At 64.1% G+C, this 26,589-nt stretch carries 24 protein-coding genes; 7 read left to right on the forward strand and 17 right to left on the reverse strand.

The annotated features are described in order from the left end of the window. Positions 1–147 precede the first annotated feature (147 nt). Positions 148–2,526 carry a polysaccharide biosynthesis tyrosine autokinase gene (locus NKJ18_RS12920; RefSeq protein ID WP_352758348.1) on the forward strand — a complete coding sequence of 793 codons (2,379 nt, stop codon included), beginning with the start codon at positions 148–150 and terminating at the stop codon, positions 2,524–2,526. Positions 2,527–2,615: 89 nt separating this feature from the next. Here NKJ18_RS12920 and NKJ18_RS12925 read toward each other — a convergent pair whose 3' ends face one another. Then, entirely contained in the window at positions 2,616–3,317 is a 702-nt protein-coding gene (locus NKJ18_RS12925; RefSeq protein ID WP_352758350.1) for a metallophosphoesterase family protein, read from the reverse strand. Between the two features lie 71 nt (positions 3,318–3,388). After that, on the reverse strand, positions 3,389–5,296 hold the full coding sequence (locus NKJ18_RS12930; protein ID WP_352758352.1) for a propionyl-CoA synthetase: 1,908 nt from the start codon (positions 5,294–5,296) through the stop codon (positions 3,389–3,391). 218 nt (positions 5,297–5,514) lie between these two features. On the opposite strand from NKJ18_RS12930, the gene NKJ18_RS12935 reads away from it, so the two are divergent. From NKJ18_RS12935 to NKJ18_RS12950, 4 genes are all read left to right on the forward strand, one after another. Then, positions 5,515–6,312 (forward strand): DUF2259 domain-containing protein, encoded by a 798-nt coding sequence (locus NKJ18_RS12935; RefSeq protein WP_245263116.1) that lies wholly within the window; start codon positions 5,515–5,517, stop codon positions 6,310–6,312. A 544-nt stretch (positions 6,313–6,856) separates the two neighbouring features. Further along, the gene (locus NKJ18_RS12940; protein WP_023684213.1) at positions 6,857–7,144 is read left to right on the forward strand and encodes a PqqD family protein; all 288 of its coding nucleotides are present in this window, start codon (positions 6,857–6,859) and stop codon (positions 7,142–7,144) included. Continuing rightward, positions 7,144–7,578 (forward strand): lasso peptide biosynthesis B2 protein, encoded by a 435-nt coding sequence (locus NKJ18_RS12945; RefSeq protein ID WP_023668789.1) that lies wholly within the window; start codon positions 7,144–7,146, stop codon positions 7,576–7,578. Before NKJ18_RS12940 ends, NKJ18_RS12945 begins: the two co-directional genes overlap by 1 nt. Beyond that, positions 7,575–8,570, forward strand: coding sequence for a serine kinase (locus tag NKJ18_RS12950; RefSeq protein ID WP_352758353.1), 996 nt, complete (start codon positions 7,575–7,577; stop codon positions 8,568–8,570). Before NKJ18_RS12945 ends, NKJ18_RS12950 begins: the two co-directional genes overlap by 4 nt. Positions 8,571–8,578: 8 nt before the next feature. Here the strand turns inward: NKJ18_RS12950 and NKJ18_RS12955 are convergent, their stop codons facing one another. The 15 genes from NKJ18_RS12955 to NKJ18_RS13025 form a co-directional block, all read right to left on the reverse strand. Next, complete coding sequence (locus tag NKJ18_RS12955) at positions 8,579–9,604, reverse strand: nucleotidyltransferase family protein (protein ID WP_023725855.1); 1,026 nt, start codon at positions 9,602–9,604, stop codon at positions 8,579–8,581. 448 nt (positions 9,605–10,052) lie between these two features. Then, positions 10,053–11,039 carry a dihydroxyacetone kinase subunit DhaK gene (gene dhaK / locus NKJ18_RS12960; RefSeq protein WP_023668785.1) on the reverse strand — a complete coding sequence of 329 codons (987 nt, stop codon included), beginning with the start codon at positions 11,037–11,039 and terminating at the stop codon, positions 10,053–10,055. Positions 11,040–11,061: 22 nt separating this feature from the next. Beyond that, complete coding sequence (locus tag NKJ18_RS12965; protein WP_023668784.1) at positions 11,062–11,487, reverse strand: hypothetical protein; 426 nt, start codon at positions 11,485–11,487, stop codon at positions 11,062–11,064. 10 nt (positions 11,488–11,497) lie between these two features. Then, complete coding sequence (gene ptsP / locus NKJ18_RS12970) at positions 11,498–13,084, reverse strand: phosphoenolpyruvate--protein phosphotransferase (RefSeq protein ID WP_352758354.1); 1,587 nt, start codon at positions 13,082–13,084, stop codon at positions 11,498–11,500. Next, complete coding sequence (locus NKJ18_RS12975) at positions 13,068–13,370, reverse strand: HPr family phosphocarrier protein (RefSeq protein WP_023684207.1); 303 nt, start codon at positions 13,368–13,370, stop codon at positions 13,068–13,070. The genes ptsP and NKJ18_RS12975 overlap by 17 nt, the downstream gene beginning before the upstream one ends. A 21-nt stretch (positions 13,371–13,391) precedes the next feature. Next, complete coding sequence (gene dhaM, locus NKJ18_RS12980) at positions 13,392–13,781, reverse strand: dihydroxyacetone kinase phosphoryl donor subunit DhaM (protein ID WP_023690004.1); 390 nt, start codon at positions 13,779–13,781, stop codon at positions 13,392–13,394. Further along, complete coding sequence (gene dhaL / locus NKJ18_RS12985; protein WP_352758356.1) at positions 13,778–14,380, reverse strand: dihydroxyacetone kinase subunit DhaL; 603 nt, start codon at positions 14,378–14,380, stop codon at positions 13,778–13,780. The genes dhaM and dhaL overlap by 4 nt, the downstream gene beginning before the upstream one ends. Before the next feature lie 70 nt (positions 14,381–14,450). Continuing rightward, positions 14,451–16,094 (reverse strand): dihydroxyacetone kinase subunit DhaK, encoded by a 1,644-nt coding sequence (locus tag NKJ18_RS12990; protein ID WP_352758358.1) that lies wholly within the window; start codon positions 16,092–16,094, stop codon positions 14,451–14,453. A gap of 60 nt (positions 16,095–16,154) precedes the next feature. After that, a complete protein-coding gene (locus NKJ18_RS12995; protein WP_352758360.1) occupies positions 16,155–17,168 on the reverse strand; it encodes an ABC transporter ATP-binding protein in 1,014 nt (337 codons plus the stop codon). Next, complete coding sequence (locus tag NKJ18_RS13000) at positions 17,161–18,273, reverse strand: ABC transporter ATP-binding protein (RefSeq protein WP_352758361.1); 1,113 nt, start codon at positions 18,271–18,273, stop codon at positions 17,161–17,163. The genes NKJ18_RS12995 and NKJ18_RS13000 overlap by 8 nt, the downstream gene beginning before the upstream one ends. Before the next feature lie 2 nt (positions 18,274–18,275). After that, positions 18,276–18,479: a hypothetical protein gene (locus tag NKJ18_RS13005; RefSeq protein ID WP_023694181.1), complete on the reverse strand. Its 204-nt coding sequence runs from the start codon at positions 18,477–18,479 to the stop codon at positions 18,276–18,278. A gap of 214 nt (positions 18,480–18,693) precedes the next feature. After that, on the reverse strand, positions 18,694–19,644 hold the full coding sequence (locus tag NKJ18_RS13010; protein WP_023694180.1) for a carbohydrate ABC transporter permease: 951 nt from the start codon (positions 19,642–19,644) through the stop codon (positions 18,694–18,696). Beyond that, positions 19,641–20,588 (reverse strand): carbohydrate ABC transporter permease, encoded by a 948-nt coding sequence (locus tag NKJ18_RS13015; RefSeq protein ID WP_031198535.1) that lies wholly within the window; start codon positions 20,586–20,588, stop codon positions 19,641–19,643. The genes NKJ18_RS13010 and NKJ18_RS13015 overlap by 4 nt, the downstream gene beginning before the upstream one ends. Positions 20,589–20,817: 229 nt before the next feature. Further along, positions 20,818–22,149, reverse strand: coding sequence for an ABC transporter substrate-binding protein (locus NKJ18_RS13020; RefSeq protein ID WP_352758363.1), 1,332 nt, complete (start codon positions 22,147–22,149; stop codon positions 20,818–20,820). A 254-nt stretch (positions 22,150–22,403) separates the two neighbouring features. Continuing rightward, positions 22,404–23,102 carry a PIG-L deacetylase family protein gene (locus NKJ18_RS13025; protein ID WP_352496914.1) on the reverse strand — a complete coding sequence of 233 codons (699 nt, stop codon included), beginning with the start codon at positions 23,100–23,102 and terminating at the stop codon, positions 22,404–22,406. 26 nt (positions 23,103–23,128) lie between these two features. On the opposite strand from NKJ18_RS13025, the gene NKJ18_RS13030 reads away from it, so the two are divergent. Then, positions 23,129–24,019 (forward strand): DMT family transporter, encoded by an 891-nt coding sequence (locus NKJ18_RS13030; RefSeq protein WP_352758365.1) that lies wholly within the window; start codon positions 23,129–23,131, stop codon positions 24,017–24,019. Positions 24,020–24,096: 77 nt separating this feature from the next. Continuing rightward, the gene (gene hrpB, locus NKJ18_RS13035; protein ID WP_352758367.1) at positions 24,097–26,559 is read left to right on the forward strand and encodes an ATP-dependent helicase HrpB; all 2,463 of its coding nucleotides are present in this window, start codon (positions 24,097–24,099) and stop codon (positions 26,557–26,559) included. Positions 26,560–26,589: the final 30 nt, after the last annotated feature.

Below are 26,589 nucleotides of genomic sequence, written 5' to 3' on the forward strand. Positions count from 1 at the left end.
GCGCGGCTCGTGCCTGCACGCCAGGCCGCTCAGGCCCGGCGCCAGATGGCATGAAGCTTGCGTTGCATATCTTGCCCCCGATCTCCGCAGCTCCGGGCGAGGTGCCCCGTCTCGCTCCGGCGCCTGTAACCTAGAATTGGATCGAAGATGAATTATGCCAGCTTTCCTCTCGACAAGAGGATGCCGTTGCCCAACCCCGATCAGGAAAAGGGTGAAGACTTCATCGACGTCGAGCGCCTGCTTGGCATGGCGGCGCGTCAGGTCAAGGTGGTGGCAGTCTGCGCCATCATTGGCCTGTTCCTGGGGTTGCTCTATCTGCAGACCACGCCCAAGCAATACATGTCGGTCGCCAGCGTGCTGATCGACGAAGGCCTGAACAAGGTCATCGACGACATCTCGGCTGCATCCGTCACCATGCAGACCGACGCCGCCCTGCTCAGCCAGATCGAAATCATCACCTCGGCGCGGCTGGCCTCGGTGGTGGTCGACAAGCTGAAACTCGACCAGAACGCAGAGTTCATGAACCCGCCGCAATCGGCGCTGGTCAAGGGCATCGGCTTCGTGCGCGGCGTGATCGGCTATTTCCGCTCAAGTTCCGCCGAGCAGATTCCCGGCATGGAAAACGTCGATGAGGCGACACGCCAGGCCATGATGCAGACGGCGCGCCACGACTATGCCGTGCTGAAGCTGCAGAGCGAGGTGCTGGCGCAGCGCAACGGCCGCTCCTATGTGCTCGCCATCGGTTACCAGTCGACCAATCCGGCGCTCGCCACCGCCATCACCAAGGCCTATGCCGACTCCTATCTCGCCGACCAGCTCAACGCCAGTTTCGACGCCACCGAACGCGCTGCGGTCTGGCTGCAGGGCCGGCTGACCGAGCTTCGTCAGAACTCACAGGCGGCCGCTATGGCGGTCGAGAAATTCAGGGCCGAGCATGGTCTGGCCGCCAACAGCGACGGCCAGCTGATCAGCGACAAGCAGATTGCCGATCTCACCGCGCAACTGATCGTCGCGCAGGCCGATACGGCGCGCGCCAGCGCCCGCTATCAGCAATACAAGACCATCGTCGAAAGCGGCTCGGACAATGCCTTCAACGATTCCGCCATCTCAAGCGATCAGCCGGCAAGCTCCGTCATTGCAACGCTCAAGACCCGCTATCTCGCAGTGGCCAAGCGGCTGCAGGACGTGACGGCCAATTTCGGCGCCGACCATCCGCAGGCGGTGGCGCTGGCCAAGGAAAAGGCCGACCTGTCGACCCAGATTTTCGGCGAGTTGAAGCAACTGACCGAAAGCTATCGCAATGAATATGAAGTCGCGCTTTCACGCGAGACCTCACTGAGGCAGAAGATCGCCGACGCGGCCGGCAAGAGCTCCATCGACAACCAGAGCCAGGTCAAACTGCGCGAACTCGACCAGCAGGCGCAGGCGCTGACCACGCTCTACCAGACCTTCCTTAGCCGCTACGAGGAGGCCTCGCAGCAGCAATCCTTCCCGGTCGGCAAGGTCCGCATCATCTCGGATGCCTCAACGCCGCTTTCCGCCTCAAGCCCGCGCACCTCCAGGGTGCTGGCGCTGTCGCTGGTGCTTGGCGTGCTGCTTGGCGCCGGCTTCGGTGGCCTGAATGAGTTCAACGAGCGCTTCTTCAGGACCGGCGAGGACATTCGCGATCGCGTCGGCCTCAAATTCCTCGGCTATTTGCCGATGATCGGCGGCAGGCTCGGCAAGGACGCCGACGGCGGTGCGGCGGATGCCAAAGGCGCCAACACATTGTCGGCGGCCGAGAAACGGGCGCGCATGCGGGTCAGCGTCGATGCGCCGGCATCGATGTTCTCCGAAACGCTGCGCAACGCCAAGATCGCCTTCGACGTCGTTATGGAAGGGCAGGGCAGCCGGGTCATAGGCGTGGTCTCGATCCTGCCAGGCGAAGGCAAATCGACGGTCGCCGCCAATCTCGCCGGATTGCTGGCCGCCAACGGCTCGAAGACGCTTTTGATCGATGCAGATCTGCGCAATCCTGGCCTCAGCCGCAACCTCGGCATGGAGGCCGAGCAGGGATTGATGGAAGCCGTGGTCAACGGCCAGACCTGGCAGTCGGTCGGCAAGGTCGACCGCCAGACCAAGCTGGCGATCATCCCGGCCGTGCTGCGTGGCCAGTTCTCGCATACCAGCGAGCTGCTGTCGTCGGCCGGCATGCGGCGCTTCATCGACAACGCCAAGGAGACGTTCGAGTACATCATCGTCGACCTGCCGCCGCTCGGCCCCGTGGTCGACGCCAAGGCGTTTGCGCCGCTGGTCGACGGCTTCGTGCTGGTTGCCGAATGGGGCCGCACGCCGCGCGCCATGGTGCGCTCGCTGCTGGAGCAGGAACCCTACGTCGCAAGCAAGGTCGTCGGCGCCGTGCTCAACAAGGTCGATCTGAAGAAGCTGCCGAAATACGGCTCGCTCGGCGGCTCGGAAAAGTTCTTCGACCGCTATTCGACCTACTATCTGGAGAAATCGGACGTGCGGGCCAAGACCGCCGCCTGAACGGAGCGCGATCCTGAAAAGGAGCGTGATCCGGAAAAGCGGATCCGGTTTTCGGAAAGGATCACGCTCAAACGAAGAAGCACGGCAGGTCAGGAAAAGATCAGCTTGCCGAATTTACCCGCGATCCTGAGCGCTGTCAGCCGGCCGCTTTGAAAGGCGCCGGTGTCGATGCCGAGCCTTCGCCCGTCAAGCCTGGGGATATCGACCGGCGTGTGCCCATGCACTACAAAGCGGTCGAGCAGATGGGCGGCGTTGAAGAACTCGTCGCGGATGTTGAGCAGATCCTGCTCATCCTGTGCGACCAGGTCGATACCCGGCCTGATACCGGCATGGACGAAGACGAATTTATCCGAACAGAGCAAGACCGGCAGGCCGCGCAGGAAATCGATATGGCTGGCCGGGATGACTTCCTTCACGCGCCGGTCGACCGCGTCGCTTGATGCATAGAGGCTGGCAAGCCGCGCCGGATCGACGCCATAGGAAAACAGCGTCTCGCGGCCGCCGACCGCCAGCCAGCGGTCCCGCGACAGATAGCCGTCGAGATAGTTCAGCATCGCCACCTCGTGGTTTCCCGCCAAGCAGACGCGCAGGAACTCTGTTGGCGGCAGCGCCAAGAGATGGTCGAGCACGCGCGCCGATTGCGGCCCGCGATCGATATAGTCGCCGAGCATGACGATAATCTTGCGGCCGCGAAATTGCAGCGCGTCGAGCTGGATATTCTGCTCCAGCGACAGCAATTCCTTGTAGCAGCCATGCACGTCGCCGATCGCGTAGACGACGGCGTCGTTCATATCCATTTCCAGGCGCTCGCGCGGCGCCGGCCGGGGAGGTCGGGATCGCTGAAACAACGCCACTGGGGCCGTCAGACCCCGATGCCGCGGGCTTTGAGCGCCGCGGTGATCTCGTCAAGAATGGCGGGATCGTCGATGGTCGCCGGCATCGTCCATTCTTCCTTGTCGGCGATCTTCTGCATGGTGCCGCGCAGGATCTTGCCGGAGCGCGTCTTGGGCAGGCGCTTGATCGTCACCACGGTCTTGAAGGCCGCGACCGGGCCGATCCGTTCGCGCACCAGCCCCACCACTTCGCCTTCGATGGCAGCGGTATCGCGCGACACACCGGCATTGAGCACGACGAAGCCGAGCGGGACCTGGCCCTTCATAGCGTCAGCGACGCCGATGACGGCGCATTCGGCAACATCGGGATGCGCTGAAAGCACCTCCTCCATGGCTCCGGTCGACAGCCGGTGTCCGGCGACATTGATGATGTCGTCTGTGCGAGCCATGACATAGAGGTAGCCGTCGTCGTCGATCATGCCGGCATCGGCCGTCTTGTAGAAGCCGGGAAATTCCTCGAGATAGGCTTGCCGGAAACGCTCGTCGGCATTCCACAGCGTCGGCAGGCAGCCGGCCGGCAGCGGCAGTTTCACCGCCACATTGCCAAGTGTGCCGCGCGGCACTTCATGGCCGGCATCGTCGAGCACGCGAATGTCGTAGCCCGGCATCGGCACGCCGGGCGAGCCGTATTTCACCGGCAGCAGGCCGAGGCCCGCCGGGTTGATGGTCATCGGCGAGCCGGTCTCGGTCTGCCACCAATGATCGACCACCGGCACGTTGAGTTTCTGCTCCGCCCATTTGATGGTTTCCGGGTCTGCGCGTTCGCCCGCCAGGAACAGAGTGCGGAATTTCGACAGATCGTATTTCGGCACGAATTCGCCCTTGGGGTCCTGCCCCTTGATGGCGCGAAAGGCTGTCGGCGCGGTGAACAGCGCGACAACGCCGTGTTCGGCGATCACCCGCCAATAGGTGCCGGCGTCGGGTGTGCCGATCGGCTTGCCCTCGAACAGCACGCTTGTCGCACCATGCAGCAGCGGTCCGTAAACGATGTAGGAATGGCCGACCACCCAGCCGACATCGGAGGCCGCCCAGAATACTTCGCCCGGTCTGACGCCGAACTCGTTTTCCATCGTCCATTTGAGCGCGACCATGTGGCCGCCATTGTCGCGCACGATGCCCTTCGGCTGGCCGGTCGTGCCGGAGGTATAGATGATGTAGAGCGGGTCTGTAGCCAGTACCGGAACGCAATCGACGTTGGCGCCCGCCGCCCGCTCGCGGGCAACGGCGTCGGCAAAATCGATATCGTAATGCTCCCTCAGATCGCAGCGCAGCTGGTCGCGCTGCAGGATCAGGCAGGCGTCCGGCTTGTGGCGGGACATTTCGATCGCCTTGTCGAGCAGCGGCTTGTAGGCCACGACACGTCCAGGCTCCAGGCCGCAGGACGCGGAGATGACCAGCTTCGGCTTAGCGTCGTCGATGCGGGTGGCGAGCTCGTGCGAGGCAAAGCCGCCGAACACCACCGAATGCACCGCGCCGATGCGGGCACAGGCAAGCATCGCGATCGTCGCTTCGGCCACCATCGGCATGTAGATGATGACGCGGTCGCCTTTGCGAATGCCGCGGTTCTTGAGCACCGAAGTCAGCGCTACCACTTCGCGCTTCAATTCGGCATAGGTGAATTTCTTGACCGTGCCGGTGATCGCGCTGTCGTAGATAAGTGCGATCTGGTCGGCGCGGCCGCCTGCGACATGGCGATCGAGAGCGTTGAAGCAGGTGTTGCAGGTGGCGCCGTTGAACCAGCGCCCGTAAACGCCCGCCTTGGCATCGAAGACGCTGGTCCACGGCGAATACCAGTCGATCGCCTCGGCGGCAGCGGCCCAGAATTGTTCCGGGTCGCGTTTCCAGCCGTCATAGACCTCGTGGTAGCGTGACGCCATTCATCCCTCCTCGGGAAAACTCTCTACGTTGCAATAGCCTATGCGGGTTTTCCCGGCCACGTCTTTCCCCAAATGCCATGTCTTTCCCGAAATTTGGCGCTTGGCCGATCTCGCCTTGGCCATAAATTGCAGGCACCATGGCCGGGTTTGAAATCGGGGCAGGGCGCGCAATGACGGTACGATACGGGGTTGGATCTGCCGTTGGAGCAGCGCTGCTGTTGACGATCGTTTCCGCCGCCCAGGCCGGCGATGCCGCCGCGCGGCGCATCATCGGCTTTTCCCCCGACGGCAAATATTTCGCCTTCGAGCAATATGGCGAGCTCGACGCTGCCGTTTCCGGCTGGTCGCAGATCGACATCATCGACACAAGCACAGACGAGTTCGTCGGCGGCAAGCCGATCCTTGTCCTCGATGAATCGGAAGAGGCGACCACGACGGTGGAGCAGGCACGGGCGCAGGCCGCAAAGCAGGCCGCGCCAATCCTGGCCAAATACGGCATCGCCGAGCGCGGCACGCGCACGGCCTCCGACAGGTTCACCTTCCCGGACGACACGGTCGAGTACAACGACATCCCCCGCCTCGAGCAGGCCGCGCAGAAATGGCTGTCGCCGTTCTATGGCGAAACACCGATTTCGACCATCCAGCTCGATGAGATCCTTGCCGACAGCAAGGAGGATTGCTTGGCAAGCTTCGATGACGCCAAGCCAAGCGACCAAGTTCTTCCGGGCGACAAGACACTTCAGGGCGACAAGACACTTCAAGGGGACAAGACGGGCAAGGCGCGCGGCTTCCGCCTGTCGCTGCAGGGGCAGGACGGCAAGCCGTTCAAGGTATTGCACGAGGACAAGGCTGTGCCGGGCTCGCGCAACTGCCCGACCTCCTACAGCCTGTCGGAATCCTACGAATACGCCCCGCCCGGCAGGCCGGCGGTACTGGCCGTGCTGGTGCAGTGCTTCAGCCAGGGCTTCGAAGGACGCGACCGCCGCTTCATCGCCGTAACCGGCCAGGCACGCTAAGCCGCGGCCCGTCTTGTGGCAGGCAGAAAAAGCTCATGCGCCCGGAGAAAGCAGGGCGTTCGTGTCGAATATCAGTCTTAAAGCGGCAAGGCCGCCAGCATCAGCCCGACGCCACCGGCAATCAATATGGCGGCTGCCAACGCTTTTCGATGACGTTCGAACGCGGTCGGCGCCCGCTCCCAATTGTAACGCATACCCAATGCTCTCCCAAAACCCCGCGACTGCATAGCTTACTTTAGGCAAGAAAAGCAAGACCTTGACCCTGCGAGATAGCCGGCTTGACGGTTTGCGGCGGTCATTACCAGCTGCAATCACCGACTATTTCTGGGGTGCTTCCCTGTTTTAAGACCCTGAATAATGTGGAAGTTACCACAGCTCAGGATTGGATGTCTCCGCCGTCTTCGGTTGCGTGTGTCGTGAGGATTTTGGCGTTGCCGGATTGCCACAGAACGGTCGGGCCTGCCTGTTCTCCCTCTCGCCCGCGCAATGGACAGACCCGCATCGCCGCGCTATCTGCTCTCCAGGAAAATGGTGGAGGGGCTCCATGGCCCAAATCGGTTCTGAAATGGTTCTGCGGCTGGCGGACGACGCCTCGGTCCAGCATGTCGGCGATGGCGCCGTCGTGCTCTTGGCGCGCAGCGGCCAGCTTTACACCTGCAACGGCACCACCGAAGCCTTTCTCGACAAGGTGGACGGCGCCCGCAGCCTCGACCAGATCGTCGTCCTGTTGTCCGACGAGTTCGAGGTCGACAAGGGCACGCTCGACCAGGACATGGCGGCGCTGGCCGCCGAACTGGTGAGCGAAGGCATTCTCGCCGACCCGGCTCCCTGATGGTGGACGGCGTTCTCCTGCGCGCTTTGTTTCGTGTCCATTTATGGGCAAGCGCGCGGCTGATGCCGACCCTGATCGGCCGCCGCAGCTTCGAATCGGTGCTGAAATGGGCGCCGCTCAGCGCACCCACCCCTTATCGCGGCCTGTCGTCAGCCTACATCGTCGCTGCCGTCAACCGGACCGTCCGGCACCCCTGGCTGATGCGCGACCGCAGATGCCTGCGCGAGGGCCTGCTCGCCCACCGCTTCCTGCGCTTTGCCGGCTTCGATCCGGATCTGCGCTTCGGCGTCGATCCGAAGTCGATGCAGGCGCCGCGTATGTCTGCCCATTGCTGGGTCTGTCTCGATGGCCGCCCAGTGGTCTCAGACAGCCTCCCCGGCATGGTCCAGATCTATCGCCATCACGCCGATGCCGGAAAGGCACACGCTGCTTGACCGGTCCGGCGACCACCTTCTGCTACGATCTCCAGGGCCAGGTCATCAGCATATCGGCCTCGCGGGCCGATCTCTGGCCGAGCTTCGACCTCATGCTCGGCACGTTGCGCGTGAGCGGGCCGGCCGAGCCCGATTTCCGCGTCGACATCGTCGAGACGCGGGAGTTACCGGAATCGCCTGCCGGAAAACTCGCTTTCGACGGCGAGGTGCCGGAGGACGGCCATTGCCGGCTGATCGACGGTGGCGGCACCGTTCATCTGGTCTTTCCCGGCCTGCAGACCGTCTCGATCAATGCCGATGGAGGCTGGGCCGAGATACGAGTCCATCCCGATGCCAAGGTCAAATGGACGGTGCTGATGATGGTGCTGGATGCAGCACTTGATGCCGGCGACCAGCACATGCTGCACACCGCCGGCCTGACATTGCCCGGCCGCGAGGCGCTCGTGCTGATCCATGCGCCGAGCGGCACCGGCAAGTCGACGACGTCGCTGGCGCTGGCGTCGCAAAGTTTCGGCCTGTGCTCGGATGACGCCATGATCCTCAAGGTTTTGGCCGGTGGCGGCATCACGGCCTGGGGCTTGCCGCGCAAGGTGAAGGTCCACCGCCACACCGCGGCAATGCTGCCCTTCGTGGCGCCTTGCCTTGGCGACAAATGGGACGCCAATGGCGAGCAGGCCGTCTCGCTGGAACGTCTCGCCGAGATCATCCGCATCGAGGAAACTGTCGGCAGACCGGTTGCGGCACTGTTTCATCTCGCCCGCTCGGCGGACGCGCAAACCCGGCTCGTCCCCATGACCAGGACAGACGCCATGGTGGCGCTTGCCACCGACAATGTCAGGACCGGCATGACCGGCCTTTTGCCGGCGCAGAAGCGCCGCATGGCAACCATCGCAACGCTGGTCAAAGCCGTCCCGACATTTACCCTGGAAGTCGGCGCGAACCCGGCCGAGGCGGCCCCGCTGATCCGCTCGGCGCTGGCGGCGCGGGACTAAAGCACACTTCAGGCAGAATGCGGCTTTGGCCTGGCGAGGCGCTGGATCCAGCGGAAGGCGTCGCGGCGCAGGCGCGAATGCATCTTGTCCCTGGAATTGACGCCGAGCAGCGTATCGCCGGTGATCAGCCATTTGGCCAAAAATATCGAGAGGTCGGGCTTGATGCGGTCGGCCAGTTCGATCGCGCGCGGTGCATCAAACAGCCGCCCCGTCACATTGAGAACCGTCGCCAGTTCGAGCTCGATGCCGCTGATGCGCGCCGCCTCGAAAAGCCGGTCTTCATCCGCGGGCGACCGCAGCGCGCGCACGCCCTGCAGCACATCGACGCAAAGCTGCAGCCGGTGGAACTTGTGCCCGCCGGCGGCGTGGACAATGGCGATGGTCAGCAGCGCGGCCGGCGTGTCGGCCTCGCTGCCGTCGATGATCTGCAATTCGCGAAAGCCCAGCGACAGCCGCCGCCGCATGCCGGAATCATGCACCAGGTTGCCGTGCAGTTCGATCAGCAGGCTGGTATTCTCCTTCTCCAGCCACTTGAACTCCTGCAGATCCTGCGACTGCGCCTCGCCGCTCCAGAGCTCGAAGCCGCATCCGGCAATCACCGGGTTGGCTTCAATGATGCTGGCCGGCTCGACCAGAATGTCGATGTCGGTGAACGGCCGGTCAGCGGCGTGGCGGTAAAGTTTGCGTGCGAAGACCGGACCCTTGACGATGCGGGCCGGAACATTTTTCGCCGCCAATGCCTTCATGATGCGGTCGCCATGATATTGCAGCAGCATCGATTGGCCGGTCGCCAGCGTCGAGCGATCACGCAGTTCCGACAGCTTTTGCCGCAAGGCTGCGTCCGCAGGCAGTTGGGCGTCGCCGATCTCGCTGAGCTTGCGCAGCATGATGGGAAGCACGCCGTGGAACTCGGCATTGACGAGCAGTGCCAGCAAGCTTTCGGCAGCAACGTCACGGCCAATGGCAGCCGGCGCCTCCGGGTCGGCGAAGGTCAGCAGCAGTTTTTCATCGGCAGGCGCAAGAGATGGCAGCATCAAACCCGGGTGACGTTCGCCCACATGAGCAATTCCCGTCCGGAATTGCGTCAAACAACCAACTCAGAGGAGCGTATGTTGCAGAAAAGCATGCATGAAGCCAGCGTGTGGTGGCAGAGCCAGCTCATGAATTGACTTTCCACGGTTTCGGTCCATTCTTTTGCACTGGACTGAAAAGGGTGTTTGGAATGGCCAAGAAAAAGTATGAAGCGCCCGTGCTGCGCAAGGCAGGAAAGTTGTCCAGCGTGGTGGCCGGGCCGTCGCTGCCGATACCGCGATAAGACTTCTACGGCTTCGGTTTGGATGAAGCCGGAGCGGTCGGCCGCAAGGCAAGCCGCGCTGCAGGCGGGCAATCTGTCGGCGTGACTGCGGGTAACGGTCCGTCCGGTCCCGCAGGCTAAGGCAAGTTCATAAGCCGCCTGTTCGGGATATGGGCAAGGCCCCTCCGTTACAGTCCCCAGCGCAGCGCGGCTGTGTGCACCGGCGCGTCCCACATTGACGTTGCCTCGTCATCCAGCATGGTCAGCGTGATCGAGCAGCCGGCCATGTCGAGCGATGTCACGTAGGACCCGACCAGCGAGCGGGTCACCGTTACGCCCTGTTTTTCGAAGATGTTTCGGGCGCTGTTGTACATCAGATAGAGCTCCATCAGCGGCGTGCCGCCAAAGCCGTTGATGAACAACAGTGCCGGGCCTTTCGCCCTGTCGCCGAGATCGCCCAGGATCGCGGCGCAAATCTCTTCGGCGATCGCATCGGCGCTTTTCAACGTGTCGCGACGCCGGCCGGGCTCGCCATGAATGCCGACGCCGAATTCCATCTCGCCATCACCAATCTCGAAGGTCGGCCTGCCGGCCGCCGGCACCGTGCAACTGGTCAGCGCCACGCCCATCGAACGCGTCGCGCTGTTGATGCGACCGCCGAGCGCCTTGAGATCCGCCAGCGCCATGCCTTGCTCGGCGGCGGCGCCGACGATCTTCTCCACCACCAGCGTGCCGGCGACGCCGCGCCGGCCGGTCGTAAAGGACGAATTCTCGACGGCGACGTCATCATTGATCACCACCTGCAGGACGCCGTCGGCCATTTCGCCGGCCATGTCGAAATTCATCACGTCGCCTTCATAGTTCTTGACGATGAACAGGCAGCCGGCGCCGGTATCGACGGCGGCGGCCGCCGCCAGTATCTGGTCCGGCGTTGGCGAGGTGAAGACCTGGCCGGGGCAGGCGGCGTCCAGCATGCCGTGACCGACAAAGCCGGCATGCAACGGCTCGTGGCCGGAACCGCCGCCCGAGATCAGCGCCACCTTCCCCGGCTTCATCACCTTGCGGCGAATGAATTTGTGCTCCTCGCCCAGCACCAGGATGTCGGCATGAGCTGCAACGAAGCCGTTGAGGCTTTCGGTCAGCACCGTGTCGACGGAATTCATAAACTTCTTCATGTGTCCTCCCGACACAACACGATCAGCCGCCACTCCTGCCGGTGATGCTGGTGATCTTCTGGATGAATTCGTTGATCGCCTTGTCGAGCGCTGCATTCTGCTTGTCGTCGCCGAAATCGGGCACGATCAGCGAGACATGCCGGGTCTTGCGCATGCCTGCCGCAACCGACATCTTGCCGGGATGCGCCAGATGATAGGCAGCCAGAAACTGATCGCGCTCGGCCGGACTGAAATGGCAGACCGAAAAAATAGCCGGCAGATGTTTTGACGGGATCGGGGTCGAATAGGCCGCGCTGGAAATCTGGGTGACGAAGCTGCGGTGCTTGCCAAGCGCGTCGGCAAGGCGTTGTCGCATACCCGACGGTCGCTGGTCGATGACCTGCGACAGGATCGTCTTGTAGGCGCGGATCGCCTCTTCGGAGCCGGCTTCTGGTGTCTTGTCGGCCATCTCAGTCATCCTAGACCGATGCATCCGAGATGGCCGCCTTGGCCATGGCGAGTTGGGCGGGAGCCACCGAGAGATCCCGCAGGCCGGCCTCGAGCAGTGCCGGGATCGATGCCGGATCGCCGCCGGCATCGCCGCACAGGCTGACTGGGATTTTCGCGCGCAGGCCAAAAGCGGCAACCGAGCCGATCAGCCGCAACACGGCGGGATGGCGGACAGAATTAAGATGCGCCACGGCTGCGTTATCGCGGGCAGCCGCCATTACATATTGGGTCAGATCGTTCGAACCGATCGAGAAGAAGGCGACATCGGCGAACGCCTCCGGCGCGATCGCCACCGAAGGCACCTCGACCATGATGCCGAGCGGCGGCATTTTTTGCGCGATGCCGCGCGCGGCAAGCCCGGCCTGCTCCTCCACGAACAGAGCGGCGGCGCGTTGGTATTCCTCCGCGACGGCGATCATCGGAAACATCACCTTCAGATTGCCGTGCACCGCCGCGCGCAGCAGCGCCCTGATCTGTGCGCGAAACACCTCCGGCCTTGCCAGCGACAGCCTGATGCCGCGCAGGCCGAGGAACGGGTTGCTCTCCTCGACGGTGAAGCCCGGCACCGGCTTGTCGCCGCCGGCATCGACGGTGCGGATGGCCACCGGCTTGTCGCCTGCCCATTCCAGCACCTTGCGATAGGCCTCGTATTGCGTCTCCTCGTCCGGCGGCGCCTTGCCGAACAGGAATTCGGTGCGCATCAGCCCGACGCCATCACAGGTCGAGATGTCGATGCCATCGACCTCGGACGGATCGGCGATGTTGACCTGCACGCGTACCGTCGTGCCGGCCCGGGTTACCGCCGGTTTCGCGAGATAGCCTCCGGCCTTGTCTCGATGTGCCACAAACGAGGACGAGGACCGGTGGAACGCTTCGATCTCGGTCGTCGTCGGCGAAACCACGATACCGCCATGCTCCGCATCGAGCAGAGCCAGACCGACGGGATTAGCCGGCGAAGCGCCAAGCCCCACCACCATCGGCACGCCGCGCGAGCGCGCCAGCATGGCGACGTGGCTGGCGGCGCTGCCGGCCCTCAGCGCGATGCCGCCGCCGGTGCTCCAGTCGGTCTCGAGAAAGCGCGTCGGCGCGATGTCCTCGCCATAGAGAATGGCGCCCGCTGGTGGAGCGCTCTCCTGCTCCTCGGTAAGGGCGCGCAGCACGCGGTCGCGGATATCGGTGATATCGGCGGCGCGAGCCCGGAAATAGTCCTGGTCTGACGTTTCGTAGCCGGAGATCTCGGCGTCCAGCGCCTGTCGCCAGGCCATGTCAGCCGGCATGCCGGACGCGATCGCGGCAAAAGCCGGGCCGGTCAGTGCCTCGTCCCCAAGCATGGCGAGCTGGAATTCGAGAATGCCGGCGGCCTCGTCATCGGCGGTTTCGATCAGGGTCGCGAGCCGGTCCGTCGCGCTGGCGATAGCTGCTTCCAATGCGGCCTTCTCGTCCGCGGCGCTCGCCTTGCCCGTGTAGTGCGCGGTGCCGTTGTCGAGGTTGAACAACGGCCCCTCGGCATAGCCGGCCGAGGCCGAAATGCCTTGCAGCCTAAGCGGTTCGGGCATGGCCCGCATCCTCGTCGAAACCGCGTCGCACCAGCTCGGCCAGCGCTCTCACGGCATCATCGGCGCCGTCGCCTGTGGCCCGGATGTGCAGCATGGTGCCTTTCGGCGCCCTGGCCGCCATCACCTTGACGATGCTCTTGGCGTCGAACCATGGGCCGTTGGCGGCAAGCGCAATCTCCACCTCGGCGGCAAAGCTCTTGGCAAGCTTGGTGAACTTCACCGAAGGGCGCGCGTGCAGACCTACCTCGTGGGTGATCAGGACGGTGGCCTCGGCAAATGCGGACATGCGCTCAAAATTCCCGTTCGCTCACGACGGCGACAATTCATGCGCCGTCGCCACCACTTCCTTCAGTGAGGCCCCGCCGGACGCCTCCGTCGCAGCCATCACCGCGCCTTCGACGATCGGCGCGTTGCAGACGACGATCTTCTGCGCCCGCGGCTCGCCGATCATTTCCACCGCCATTTCCGAATTGGTTTCGGCGCCGCCGAGATCGACCAGTATGGCGACGCCCGCCTCCGACCACGCCTTGTCGATGGCGCCCATGATCGCTTCGACGCTGGTGCCGAGCCCGCCATGGCCGTTTCCGCCGCACCATGCAAGCGGTACTTCGTCGCCCACCATCTGCCGCACCATGTCGGCCGTGCCTTCGGCAACCAGCGGGGAATGCGAGACGATGACGATGCCGACATTGCTCATGCTTGGACCTCGACGGTTTCGGCGACGGTCCGCACCAGCAGCGCGACCGAGCGTCCGCCGGCATCCATGTGGCCGATAGAACGGTCGCCGAGGAATGAAGCGCGACCGCGTGTTGCCTTCATCGGCACGGTCGCTTCGGCAGCCGCGTCGGCGACATCTGCAATTTCTATGGCCGTCTTTCCTTTGACCAATGCGTCATGCACGGGTTGCAGCACATCGAGCATGGTCTTTTGACCAACCTGGGATTTGCCTCTGGCGGCCACCGCCTCGATTGCCTTGCCGAAAGCAGCCGTCAGCTTGGGGCGATCCGGCTCTCCTGAAATCTCCTTGCCCAGCGCCAGGAATAATGTACCGAACAGCGGCCCGGACGCACCGCCAACCGTCATCACCAGCTTGGTGCCGATCGCCTTCAGCGCCTCGGGCAGCGGCTTTGCAGCGAACGCCCCGGCATCGACGCGCACAGCCTCGAAGCCGCGCTTCATGTTCAGCCCATGGTCACCGTCCCCGATCGCCTGGTCGAGCGCGGTCAACTCTTCGGAGTGAGCGGCGATCGTGTCCGCGGCGGCGGTGATCAGCCTGGCAAGGTCGAACGCTGCCATGTCCAGATTCCCGGTTTCGATCCTGCCGGCAGTATCGCAAGAGTTTTCATTCGACAATCGAAGCATGCCGTCAGGCCGTTGCATGCAGCGCGGCGGCGGCCGCGAACACTTCGGCCACGGCATGGGCGCCAGGGTCGACTACGCCCTGCAATTTGGTGCCAACATAGGCGGAGCGTCCGGCCTTCGCCTTCTCCATGGCAGCGGTCGCCTCGGCGCCGTGCCGTGCCGCTGTAGCCGCGGCATCCAGCCCCTTGGCATCGAGCGCCTTCAGCGCCGGCTCCAAGGCATCGACCATGGTGCGGTCGCCGACCTTGGCGCCACCGTAAAAAGTCATGCGGTCAAGCCCGGCAAGCAGCGCCTTGGACAGGGTTGCTCCGCCGTTCGAAGCCTGAGCCGCCGCCGTGAAGAAGATCGACAGCAAGACGCCTGAGGAGCCGCCCATTGCGACGCCCAGACTATCGCCTATAGCCGCAAGCGTGGCGGCAGGGTCAGCCAGCGGCAGCGCATCGAGCCGTTCCAGCACGCTGCGCGCGCCGGTCGCAACCGTCGAACCGGTATCGCCATCGCCCGCCTTGGCGTCGAGCCCGTTCAGTGTCTCTTCGAGCGCGATCAGCCGTTCGCAGACCGTGATGATCAAACGCCTGGTGCCGGAATCCTGGCTGGCCCTTTGGGCTGCGCTGTTTCCAGCCGCTTTCGCCATAGGCACGATAGCCGGCGCGACGACGGTTTTGGCAGGCATCCAGGCATGTGGGCCGACAGGTGCCAGCAAGGCTGCCTCGCGCGCCGCATCGAGCTTGATTAGCGACAGCGAAAAACCGTTCATGTTGAGCGCCGTCATCAGCGGTCCGGGGCCGATCGCAAGCTTCACGGTCTTGGCCAGCGGCGAGGCCAGCACGGCATTGGCGACCAGCGACATTTCGAGCGGCGGCACCGAGCCGAGATTGTTGATGAGCAACGCGTGGCTGGCGTTCGGGTCGAGCCGCACCGCCAGCCGCTCCGCCATGATCGCCACAAGTCTGTCGGCGCTCTGCACGGCGATGCGCTCGACGCCCGGCTCGCCATGGATGCCGAGGCCGAGTTCGCCGTCATTTTCGCCGAACCGCTCTTCATGTGGCTGGCCGGGGATCGAGCAGGACGACAGCGACATGCCGAGCGAGATGATGTCCTTCGTCGCCGCGCGAGCGGCTATAGCAACGGCTGCCAAGTCCTGACCGGTCTCCGACAAATGGCCGGCGATCTTGTGCACGAACAAGGTGCCGGCGACGCCGCGCGGCTGGTTGATACCCGGCAGGGCGATGTCGTCGGCAACGATCGCCATCTCGACGCGAAACCCCTCGGCGCGCGCCTTCTCGGCCGCCAGGCCGAAATTGAGCCGGTCGCCGGTGTAGTTCTTGACGATCAGCAGGCAGCCGGCGGGGCCGGTCACCGCGCGGATCGCCGCCAGCACCGCCTCGACGCTGGGCGAGGCAAAGATCTCGCCCGAAACCGCCGCCGTCAGCATGCCCTTGCCCACAAAGCCGGCATGGGACGGTTCGTGTCCGGCGCCGCCACCGGAGACGACGGCAACTTTCGCCTTGTCCCAGTCGGCGCGCAGCACGACCTTGATCTCGGGGTAACCGTCGAGGCGCGCGAGATCGCCGGAACCGATGGTCCGCAACAGGCCATCCAGCGCCTCGGTGACGATCGTTTCCCTGCGGTTGAAAAAGTGCTTCATCGAGTTCGTCCCGTATTCGCAATCGTCAGTCAGAAGCCGGCGTCTAGACCGCCGAAATCTTCACATCAGCCTTTGTCCGTCGGCGCCGAAATACAGCGGCGAGCGGTAGCGGATCACCACTTTGTCGCCCTCGGCCAGATCCGTATCGGGGTCGGTGAGCGTCACCAGTTTCTTTGGGCCGACCGTAACATGCAGATGGTTCTGGTCCCCGAGATGTTCGACCCAGTCGACGACGCCTTCGGCATGGCCGTTTGCGGTCTTCTCGATCGACAGATGCTCGGTGCGCGCGCCGATGGTCTTGGTTCCGGTCGGCGCCCCACCATCAGGCAGCAGCCCGGCCGGCAGCAGGTTGATCGCCGGCTGGCCGAGGCGGGCCGCGACATGAAGGTTGGCCGGCTCCGAATAGATTGTGCGCGGCGTGCCGATCTGCACCAGCACGCCGTCATTGAGGATCCCGATGCGATCGGCCATGGTCATCGCCTCGATCTGGTCGTGCGTGACATAGAGCATGGTGGCGCCGAGTTCGGCCTGGATGCGCTTGAGTTCGAGCCTGAGATCGGCGCGCAATTTGGCATCCAGCGACGACAGCGGTTCGTCCATCAGATAGATCGACGGTTTGCGCACCAACGCTCGGCCGATGGCGACGCGCTGCATCTCGCCGCCCGACAGTTTGGTCGAGCGGTTGGCGAGCTTGTGGTGGATGCGCACCATCCTTGCGACCTCTTCGACGCGGCGGCGAATCTGGTCCTCCGGTACTTTCCGCGCCGGCGAGCGCAGCGGGAAGGCGAGGTTGTCGTAGACTGACAGATGCGGGTAGAGCGAATATTGCTGGAACACGAAGGCGGTGTCGCGCTCGGCCGGCGACAGCGTCGTCGCATCGTGGCCGCCAATATGGATCGTGCCGCGATCCGGCCGCTCCAGTCCGGCGATCAATCTCAGCGTCGTCGTCTTGCCGGCGCCGGTCGGGCCGAGCAGCACGACGAATTCGCCATCGGCGATGTTAAGGTCGAGGCCATTGACGGCGACATGGTCGCCGAAGCTTTTGGTCACGCCCTTGATGTGCACGTCAGCCATGCTGCGCTCTCCCTTGAGAGGCGGTATCGTGGATCGCGGTGCGCACCGCCCGACCCGAGCCCTTGTCGAACAGCGACAGCCGCGCGCTGTTCAACGTCAGCCCGACATGATCGCCGGCAGCGAGCCGGATTTCGGCCGGCACCCGCGCCTTGATGATGCCGTCCGCCGTCTCCACCGCCACGATCTGCGTCGTGCCGAGATATTCGGTGCCATAGATGGCGCCGCGCAGTTTCGAGGCGTCGTCGAAGCGAATGTGTTCGGGGCGGATGCCGAGCGCCATGTCGGCCGGCGCGATATCCTCGCGCACTTCCGGCACCGCCACCTTGGCGCCTTGCACTACGATCTCCTTCGCCCCCTTCGCCAATCCGCCGTCAAAGCCGAGAAAGTTCATTGGCGGCGAGCCAATGAAATCGGCGACGAACATGGTTGCCGGGCGGTCGTAGATTTCGCGCGGGCTGCCGAACTGTTCGATGACGCCATGGTTCATGACGGCGATCTTGTCGGCCATCGACATCGCTTCCATCTGGTCGTGCGTGACATAGACGGTGGTGGCGTGGATGCGGTTGTGCAGCTCGCGCAGCTCATGCACCATCAGATCGCGGAATTCGGTGTCGAGCGTGCCGAGCGGCTCGTCCATCAGGAAGCATTTTGGCCGTCGCACGATGGCGCGACCGAGCGCCACGCGCTGGCGGTCACCGCCGGCAAGGCTCGAGACCGATTTGTTGAGCAGATGGTCGATGCGCAGCAGCTTCGCCGTTTCCTCGACACGGCTTCGAATCTCGGCCGAGGGCATGCCTTGCGCGAGAAGCGGGAAGCCGATGTTCTTGCGCACGTTCATATGCGGATAGAGCGCGAACAGCTGGAAGACGAAGGCGATGTCGCGTTCGCGCGCCCGGCGCATGGTGACGTCCTCGCCGCCGAGCAGGATCTGGCCGCCGGTCGGCAATTCGAGGCCGGCGACCATGCGCAGCGTCGTCGTCTTGCCGCAGCCCGAGGGACCAAGCATGACGAAGAACTCACCATCTTCGACGACGAAGCTGGAATCCTGCACCGCGACGAAATCGCCGAAGGCCTTTCTCAAATGTTGGACGCGGATTTCGGCCATGATTATTCCGGGAACTTCGAGACGATGATGAACATCACCGTGCCGGCGAGCATGGTGATGAAGGAGTAGGTGTAGAGCGCCAGCGCGAAGGGCTGGAACAGCATCAGGAAGCCGACGGCGATGAGCGCCGTCGCAATGTTTTCCATGAGGCCGCGCCGGGCCCAGCGAGGCCAGGATGACTTTTTGGAGATGGCTGGGCGCGTCATGCGTAGCTGCCTTCCTTCTGCCCGGCAACGGGGCGAGACGGTTGCCAGGTGGTTCCCTCACTCCGTCGCTGCTTCGCAGCGCCACCTCTCCCCCCTCCGGAGGGAGAGGAAGGCAGCCTGCCTGAATGAAGTTCGCGTCCTTCCTCTACCCCGTCGATGGGGGGAGTGGTGTCGAGCTAAGCTCGACGGAGTGGGGGTCGACTTGACACACCAATCATTTGCGTACCGCGCCGAAGGTGATGCCGCGCAGCAATTGTTTGCGAAGCAGGATGGTGAAGACCAGGATCGGCACCAGGAAGATCGTCGTGCCGGCCGCCACCGCCGGCCAGTCCTGGCCGCCTTCGCCGATGATGGTCGGGATGAAGGGCGGCGCGGTCTGCGCGGTGCCGGAGGTCAGGAGTGCGGCGAACGCATATTCGTTCCAGGCGAAGATCAGGCAGAAGATGGCGGTCGCGGCGATGCCGGTAGTCGCTTGCGGCAGCACGGTGCGCCAAAAGGCCTGCAGCCTGGTGTAGCCGTCGATCATCGCCGCTTCCTCATACTCGCGCGGGATCTCGTCGATGAAGCCTTTCAGCAGCCACACCGCCAGCGACACGTTTACCGCCGTGTAGAGCAGGATCATGCCCAGCGCGGTGTCGGACAGGCCGAGCTCGCGGTACATCAGGTAGATGGGAATCGCGACCGCGATCGGCGGCATGAAGCGCGTCGACAGGATGAAGAACAGAAGGTCATCGGCCAGCGGCACCTTGAAGCGCGAGAAACCATAGGCAGACAGCGTGCCGAGGAAGACCGCGCAGAAGGTCGAGCCGAAGGCGATTATCAGCGAATTGACGAAGCGCGGCAGGAAATTGGACGGGCCGGCAATCACCATGTTGCGCTTGCGCGAGGTCTCGTCGCAGAAACCGGTCGCGGGTCCGAGCGAGTTGATGTAATCGGGCGTTTGCCTGGTGCGCGTCGTGAACAGGTTGCAATAGCCCTCGATGCTCGGCTGGAACAGAATCTTGGGCGGATAGGCGATCGAATCCGGCGGCGTCTTGAAGCTGGTGGCAAAGATCCACAGCAGCGGCACGATCGAGATCAGCGCGTAGAGCACGATGATGGTGCCGGCGATCCGCTTCGAATTGGCCGAGGGGGCGACGACGGAGTGGGCAGTGGTCAAGCTCATCTCTGCTTCACCTTGTTCAGCGCCTTGACGTAGATGTTGGCCAGCCCAAACACCGCGACGAACAGGATGATGGCGAAGGCCGAGGAATATCCGGTGCGCCAGCTCTCGAAAGCCTGCCGTTTCAGCGTGATGGAAGCGACCTCGGTGGTCGAGCCCGGCCCGCCACCGGTCAGCAGGTTGACCATGTCGAACATCTTGAAGTTCTCGATGCCGCGAAACAGCACCGCCAGCATGATGAAGGGCAGCGCCATCGGCAGCGTGATCGACCAGAACTGCCGCCAGTTGGATGCGCGGTCGACCTCGGCCGCCTCATAGATGTATTCGGGGATCGAGCGCAGGCCGGCGAGACAGATCAGCATGACATAGGGCGTCCACATCCAGGTGTCGACGATGATGATCGACCACGGCGCCAGCGACACGTTGGACAGCATCTGGATGTCGGTCGGTGGTATCCGGGTGACGAACGAGATGGCGTAGGCGAACAGGCCGATCTGCGGCTCGTAGAGGAAACGCCAGAAATTGCCGACCACCGCCGGCGACAGCATCATCGGCACCAGGATGATGGTCGTCCAGAAGGCGTGGCCGCGAAACTTCCTGTCGATCAGCCATGCCAGCGTGAAACCGATCAGCGTCTGCAGCAGGATCGTCCAGAACACGAAATGCGCCGTCGTCTGCATGGCGATCCAGATGTCCTGGTCGCCGAGGATGCGCTGGTAATTGGCGAAGCCGAGGTTCTTCACCACCTCGTTCGGGCGGTTCGCCCGGAAGTTGGTGAAGGACAGGTAGATCGCCCAGAACAGCGGGAAGATGTTGATGGCCAAGAGCAACAGGATCGTCGGCGAGATGAACAGCCAGGCGAGGCCCTTGTCGCTGATCCCCCGGACCTTGCGGGCCAACGGCTCCGGGGTCGCCCGGGCAACGTTCTCCGCAGTCCGATTGAGCATGGTGAGTCCTGCTTCGGTCACGTCAAGTCTCGACACTGGAATTTATCTGAACTGCGTCCCGTGCCAAGGGCGGCACGGGACCAAGAGCATGAAGCCGAAAAGTGTGAAGCGGTTTTCGGACGACATCATGCTCTCTCTCTTTTTAGCCCTGAGGCGGATGATTTCTGATCGATTCGGCCTGAAAATCATCCGCCTCTGGGGTCAGGCTCGGGAGGAGCCGTTGGTCCGGTTACATCTTGCCGTCGTCCTGGAACACTTGCGTCCAGTCCTTGACCAGGCCGTCAAGCGCGTCCCTGGCCGAACCCTGGCCGGCAACGACATAGTCGTGGAAGCGCTTCTGCGACGCCTGCAGCAGCGGTGCGTAGCTCGGCTCGGCCCAGAAGTCCTTCACGATCGCCATCGAGTCGAGGAAGGTCTGTGCATAGGGCTGGCTGGACGGGAAGGCCGGGTCCTTGACCACCGCGTTCAGGCAGGAATAGCCGCCGAGCGACCACCATTTGGCCTGCACATCCTTGTTGGCGAACCACTTGATGTATTTCAGCGCCGATTCCTGCTTGTCTGAATAGGACACGACCGAAATGCCCTGGCCGCCAAGCTGCGCAAACTGGGCGCCGCCGGGACCCTTCGGATTGACGAAGTAGCCGATCTTGTCACCGCCGACATTCTCGTCCTTCTGCAGGCCGGGCCAGGTGAAGGCGAAGTTCATGTGCATGGCCACCTGACCGGATTTGAAGGCGTCGACGCCTTCGCCCATATAGCTGTTCGAGGCACCCGGAGGCGTGCAGCAATCGTAGAGCGACTTGTAGAACTCCAGGCCTTTGACCGCGTCTGGCGAATTGACGAAGCCTTCCATCTCGTAGGGCTTCTTGGGGTTTTCATACTGGAAGCCGTAGCTGTAGAGCACGTCCATGGCGCCCATGGTGATGCCTTCCGAGCCACGCTCGGTGTAGATCGAAGCGCCATAGACGGTCTTGCCGTCGATCTCGCGCTTCTGGAAGAACTCGGCGACCTGCTTCAGCTGGTCGAAGGTGGTCGGTGGGCCGAGGTCCCAACCATACTTTTCCTTGAATTCCTTCTGCAGTTCCGGCTTGGAGAACCAGTCCTTGCGGTAGGTCCAGCCGACGACGTCGCCCATGGCCGGCAGCGCCCAGTAGTTCGGCGTGTTCTTCGGCCATTCGGAATAGCCGACGACGGTTGCCGGCACGAAGTCGTCCATGCTGATCTTCTCCTTGTCGAAGAAGTCGTTCAGCTTGACGTAGTGGCCGTTCTCGGCCGAGCCGCCGATCCACTGGCTGTCGCCGATGATCAGGTCGCAAAGTTTGCCGTGCGAGTTGAGCTCGTTGAGGAAGCGGTCGGCATAGTTGGTCCACGGCACGAATTCGAATTTCATGCCGATGCCGGTTTCCTTGGTAAAATCCTTGGACAGTTCGACCAGCGCGTTTGCCGGATCCCAGGCGGCCCAGCAAAGCGTCAGGTCTTCAGCGTGCGCCGCGTTCGAGACGGCTGTCGACGCGGTAATCGCCGAGGCCAGCCCCAACGCCAGTTTCAAGCTCGATTTCATGCCTTCCTCCCATTTGCGAAACGCGCCCGGATGGCCGTTTCAAGAACCCCTCAACCCTCGCTCCTCCGAGGGCCTAAACACGGCGCGCTATGCGTCGCCAGGGCGGCGCGGTGCGCCGCAGATGTTTAGTAATTTGTTTAGTGATGCAATTTTTACTAAACAAGGCAAGCGAATTCGTCGCTGCGCCGCAACATGGCGAAACGGCGATTGAAATCGTTGGGAAATGATTGCCGGACGGCTCGCCCGGAAGTTGCTTAGCCGGGGTCGCCTATAATTTTCGTCTGCGGCGTCACCGGCCGAACAGGGGGCGCGGGCGGCAGCAGCGCGCGGATGTCGGCGAAGGGAAATGTCGGCTCGAATCGGAAGGCCTCGGCCAGGGAGCCGGGAACGCTGTTGCATTGCCCGGCGCGAAACTCATTCTGGACGCGCGCTCTGTCGACATATTGCTCCGGCCACTGCGACTGGTGCGCTCGGATCGCCTGCGTCTTGATATCGCCGTAGGCGGAAATGTCGACGTAATGCGTCGGCACAAAACCGGTGCCGCCCATCGTGTCGGCATGCAGCACGGGGACGCCGAACGAGGCCGCGATGCGCACGCCGTCCGACAAAGCACGATGGTCGGCGTGATAGTCGTTGGGGGCATGCGTGATCACCAGATCCGCCGCGGTCTCGCGTATCAGCGCTTTCAGCGAAGCGATCAGTGCCGCATCGGCCACCAGTTCGCCGTCGGGAAAGTCGAGAAAGCGAAGGGTTGCGCCGAGCAACGCCGCAGCGGCCGCCGCCTCGTCGCGGCGGACACGAGCCAAAACGCTCGGGTCGCCCATGCCGCCCCTGGCGCCATCCGTGGCCACGGCAAAAGTCAGTTCTGCGCCTTGCGTGGCATAGGCAGCCAGCGTACCGAACATGAATATCTCGATGTCGTCGGGATGCGCGCCGAGCGCCAATACCTTCACTGCACTCTCCCCGGAAATGGAAAAACGTGACGAACGGAATCCTGCTCGCCCTCATCGCCTATGCAAGCTATTCGTGCAGCGATGCCGTTATCAAGAGCCTTGGCGGACAGTTCACCGTCTTCGAGATCGGCTTCTTCATCACGCTGTTTGCCGGCTGCTTCCTGTTTTTCAGCCGCCCAGTCGATGAGCGCTGGCGCGACTTCTGGCGCACCGGGCGGCCATGGGCGGTGCAGGCCCGCGCCTGGGCCGGCATCGCCTCGGGCGTGCTCAGCGTCTACGCCTTCACCACCATTCCGCTGGCCGAGACCTATGCACTGATCTTCCTGGCGCCGCTTTGCGTTACCATTCTCTCGACCGTCATCCTGAAGGAAAAGGTCGGTCCATGGCGCTGGCTGGCGGTGGTTGCCGGCTTTGCAGGTGTCATGCTGGTGGTGCGGCCAGGTTTTCGCGAGTTGCATCTCGGACACCTTGCCGCCTTCACGGTGGCCTTCCTCGCCGCGGCCAGCGTCATCCTGATGCGGTCGCTCGCCCAGCAGGAAAAGCGCACCACCATGCTCGGCGTGCTCATCGGTTACGGGCTGCTGTTCAACGGGGTCGGCACCATCGCCACATCGTTCACCCTCCCCAACGCCATGCAACTGCTGTGGCTGGTGCTGGGCGGCGCCTTTACCGCCGGCGGCCAATTGCTGCAGCTGCTGGCCGCCAAATACGCGCCGGCCAACCGCATGGCGCCGACGCATTATTCGCAGATCGTCTGGGCGGTGATCCTCGGTGCGTTGTTCTTCCAGGAGTATCCGGACTGGATATCGCTGGTCGGCTTGGCCGTCGTTGGCGCGTCTGGCCTGCTCACCATGGTGCGCGAGGAGGTGCGGCTGGGCACGGTGCGCTGGAACCCGTTTGCGCGCACGAGGCTTTGAACTGGCCGCAACGCGCGAGGTTGCGCGGCGGCATCCGCGGCTGATATGCGGTCACCTGGCTGCATACCGTTGAGACGATGAGCAAAAGAACCCTGCCGGAGTTTCCTGTTACCGCCGTGCTGCCGGCGCTTGGCGAAGCGCTGACTAGGCAGAACAACGCCGTTCTGGTGGCGCCGCCCGGCGCCGGCAAGACGACGCTGGTGCCGCTGGCGCTGCTCGATGCGCCCTGGCTGGTCGCCGGCAAGATCGTCCTGCTCGAACCGCGCCGGCTCGCCGCCCGCGCCGCCGCCCGCCGCATGGCCGAATTGCTTGATGAAGAGCCCGGCGCCACTGTCGGCTATGCCATGCGCATGGAAAACCGCACATCGGCCCGGACAAAAATCCTGGTCGTCACCGAAGGCGTCCTGGCGCGCATGATCCTAGACGATCCCGAGCTGCCCGGCGTCTCGGCGGTGATTTTCGACGAATTCCACGAGCGCTCGCTCGACGGCGATTTCGGCCTGGCGCTGGCGCTCGACGTGCAGGGCGCGCTGCGGCCGGATTTGCGGCTGCTGGTGATGTCGGCAACGCTCGATGGGGCGCGCGTCGCGAAACTCCTGTCCGGCGCCCCGGTGATCGAAAGCCAAGGCCGTGCGTTCCCCGTAGATGTCAGATACGACGAGCGGCCAGCCGGCGTTCCCATCGAAGACGCCATGGCCAAGGCGATCCGCTCCGCTCTTGCCGGCGAGAGCGGCAGCGTGCTCGCCTTCCTGCCGGGACAGCGCGAGATCGAGCGCACCGCCGAGCGGCTGCAGGGCCGGCTCGGCGCCGACACCGACATCGTGCCGCTCTACGGCCAGCTCGACAACAGGGCGCAGGATGCCGCCATCAAACCGGCGCCGCCCGGCCGCCGCAAGGTGGTGCTGGCGACGTCGATCGCCGAGACCTCGATCACCATCGACGGCGTGCGCGTCGTCATCGATTCCGGCCTGTCGCGGCTGCCGCGCTACGAACCGGCGAGCGGTCTGACCCGGCTGGAGACGGTGGGCGTTTCCAGGGCGTCCGCCGATCAGCGCGCCGGCCGCGCCGGGCGTACACAGCCAGGCGTCGCCATCCGCCTCTGGCGGGCCGAGCAGACGGCGGCCCTTCCCGCCTTCACCCCACCCGAGATTCTGGAAGCCGACCTGTCCGGCCTGCTGCTCGATTGCGCCGCCTTCGGCGTCGCCGATCCCGCAAGCCTGTCCTTCCTCGATCCGCCGCCCATTCCCGCGCTCAACGAGGCGCAGGCCCTGCTCCTGGCGCTGCACGCCATCGACGCGGCCGGACGGCTGACGGAGGCGGGCGGCGCGATGCGCAAGCTGGCGCTGCCCGTGCGCCTCGCACACATGGTCGCTGAAGCCGCTGGCGGCGGCCACGCGCTCGAGGCTGCGATGCTAGCCGTCCTGCTCACCGAGCGTGGTCTCGGCGGCGACGGCGCCGACCTCGAACGGCGCCTGATGCGCTTCCGCACGGAAAAGTCGCCGCGCGCCGTTGCGGCAAGGCAGCTTGCCGGGCGATTGGCGAAGCAGGCGGGCGGCTCCAAGAGCAGCGAAGCCGCTTCTGCCGGTCTTCTCCTCATGCACGCCTGGCCGGACCGTGTCGCCAGAGCGCGGGGCGAGCGCGGGCGTTTCGTGCTCGCCAACGGCTCCGGCGCCATGCTCGACTCCGCCGATCCGCTGGCCGGTGAGACCTGGCTGGTCGTCGCCGATCTGCATGGTAAGGCGCAAAATGCCCGCATCACGGCGGCGGCAGCCGTTGACGAGGCCGACATCCGCGCCGCACTCTCCGACAGGATCGAGACGCGCCGCGAGACAAGCTTCGACCGCGAGCGGCGCGCGGTGCGCGTGCGCGAGACCGCCAGGCTCGGCGCCATCACTTTGTCGGAGCGCATGCTGCCCGCACCAACTGGAACAGACGCCGACCGCGCCATAACAGATGCCTTGCGCGAGCACGGCCTGTCGCTGCTGGAATGGGGCAAGGACGGCGAGACGCTGCGCCAGCGCCTAGGCTGGCTGCATCGCGGCCTCGGTGCGCCTTGGCCCGATGTTTCGGAAGCCGCCCTGCTCGAACGCCTCGACGACTGGCTGCTGCCGTTCCTGTCGGGCAAGGCGTCCTTCGCCGCCATCGATCCCGGCACGCTGTCGTCGGGCCTGATGGCGCTGGTGCCGCATGATTTGCAGCGCAAGATCGGCACACTGGCGCCGACCCATTTCGACGCGCCGTCCGGCAGCCATGTGCCGATCCGCTATGACGGCGAATGGCCGGTGCTGGCGATCCGCGTGCAGGAGCTGTTCGGCCTTGACCGCCATCCGGCAATCGCCAACGGCACCGTGCCGCTGACGCTCGAGCTGTTGTCGCCGGCGCACCGGCCGATCCAGACGACGCGCGACCTGCCCGGCTTCTGGCGCGGCTCCTGGGCCGATGTGCGCACCGACATGCGCGGCCGCTATCCCCGCCATGTCTGGCCGGAAAATCCGCTGCTCGCTGCGGCCACCGCCCGCGCCAAACCGCGAGGGACCTAGCGCTCGTCCTTTCCCGGCTATAATCCTTGG

Source organism: Mesorhizobium sp. M0217 (assembly GCF_040321955.1).
Classification (GTDB): Bacteria; Pseudomonadota; Alphaproteobacteria; order Rhizobiales; family Rhizobiaceae; genus Mesorhizobium.

Coding starts and splice junctions, on each gene's coding strand:
- NKJ18_RS12920 (WP_352758348.1), top strand. CDS start 148: ATGAATTATGCCAGCTTTCCTCTCGACAAGAGGATGCCGTTGCCCAAC.
- NKJ18_RS12925 (WP_352758350.1), bottom strand. CDS start 3,317: ATGAACGACGCCGTCGTCTACGCGATCGGCGACGTGCATGGCTGCTAC.
- NKJ18_RS12930 (WP_352758352.1), bottom strand. CDS start 5,296: ATGGCGTCACGCTACCACGAGGTCTATGACGGCTGGAAACGCGACCCG.
- NKJ18_RS12940 (WP_023684213.1), top strand. CDS start 6,857: ATGGCCCAAATCGGTTCTGAAATGGTTCTGCGGCTGGCGGACGACGCC.
- NKJ18_RS12945 (WP_023668789.1), top strand. CDS start 7,144: ATGGTGGACGGCGTTCTCCTGCGCGCTTTGTTTCGTGTCCATTTATGG.
- NKJ18_RS12955 (WP_023725855.1), bottom strand. CDS start 9,604: ATGCTGCCATCTCTTGCGCCTGCCGATGAAAAACTGCTGCTGACCTTC.
- dhaK (WP_023668785.1), bottom strand. CDS start 11,039: ATGAAGAAGTTTATGAATTCCGTCGACACGGTGCTGACCGAAAGCCTC.
- NKJ18_RS12965 (WP_023668784.1), bottom strand. CDS start 11,487: ATGGCCGACAAGACACCAGAAGCCGGCTCCGAAGAGGCGATCCGCGCC.
- ptsP (WP_352758354.1), bottom strand. CDS start 13,084: ATGCCCGAACCGCTTAGGCTGCAAGGCATTTCGGCCTCGGCCGGCTAT.
- NKJ18_RS12975 (WP_023684207.1), bottom strand. CDS start 13,370: ATGTCCGCATTTGCCGAGGCCACCGTCCTGATCACCCACGAGGTAGGT.
- dhaM (WP_023690004.1), bottom strand. CDS start 13,781: ATGAGCAATGTCGGCATCGTCATCGTCTCGCATTCCCCGCTGGTTGCC.
- dhaL (WP_352758356.1), bottom strand. CDS start 14,380: ATGGCAGCGTTCGACCTTGCCAGGCTGATCACCGCCGCCGCGGACACG.
- NKJ18_RS12990 (WP_352758358.1), bottom strand. CDS start 16,094: ATGAAGCACTTTTTCAACCGCAGGGAAACGATCGTCACCGAGGCGCTG.
- NKJ18_RS12995 (WP_352758360.1), bottom strand. CDS start 17,168: ATGGCTGACGTGCACATCAAGGGCGTGACCAAAAGCTTCGGCGACCAT.
- NKJ18_RS13000 (WP_352758361.1), bottom strand. CDS start 18,273: ATGGCCGAAATCCGCGTCCAACATTTGAGAAAGGCCTTCGGCGATTTC.
- NKJ18_RS13005 (WP_023694181.1), bottom strand. CDS start 18,479: ATGACGCGCCCAGCCATCTCCAAAAAGTCATCCTGGCCTCGCTGGGCC.
- NKJ18_RS13010 (WP_023694180.1), bottom strand. CDS start 19,644: ATGAGCTTGACCACTGCCCACTCCGTCGTCGCCCCCTCGGCCAATTCG.
- NKJ18_RS13015 (WP_031198535.1), bottom strand. CDS start 20,588: ATGCTCAATCGGACTGCGGAGAACGTTGCCCGGGCGACCCCGGAGCCG.
- NKJ18_RS13020 (WP_352758363.1), bottom strand. CDS start 22,149: ATGAAATCGAGCTTGAAACTGGCGTTGGGGCTGGCCTCGGCGATTACC.
- hrpB (WP_352758367.1), top strand. CDS start 24,097: ATGAGCAAAAGAACCCTGCCGGAGTTTCCTGTTACCGCCGTGCTGCCG.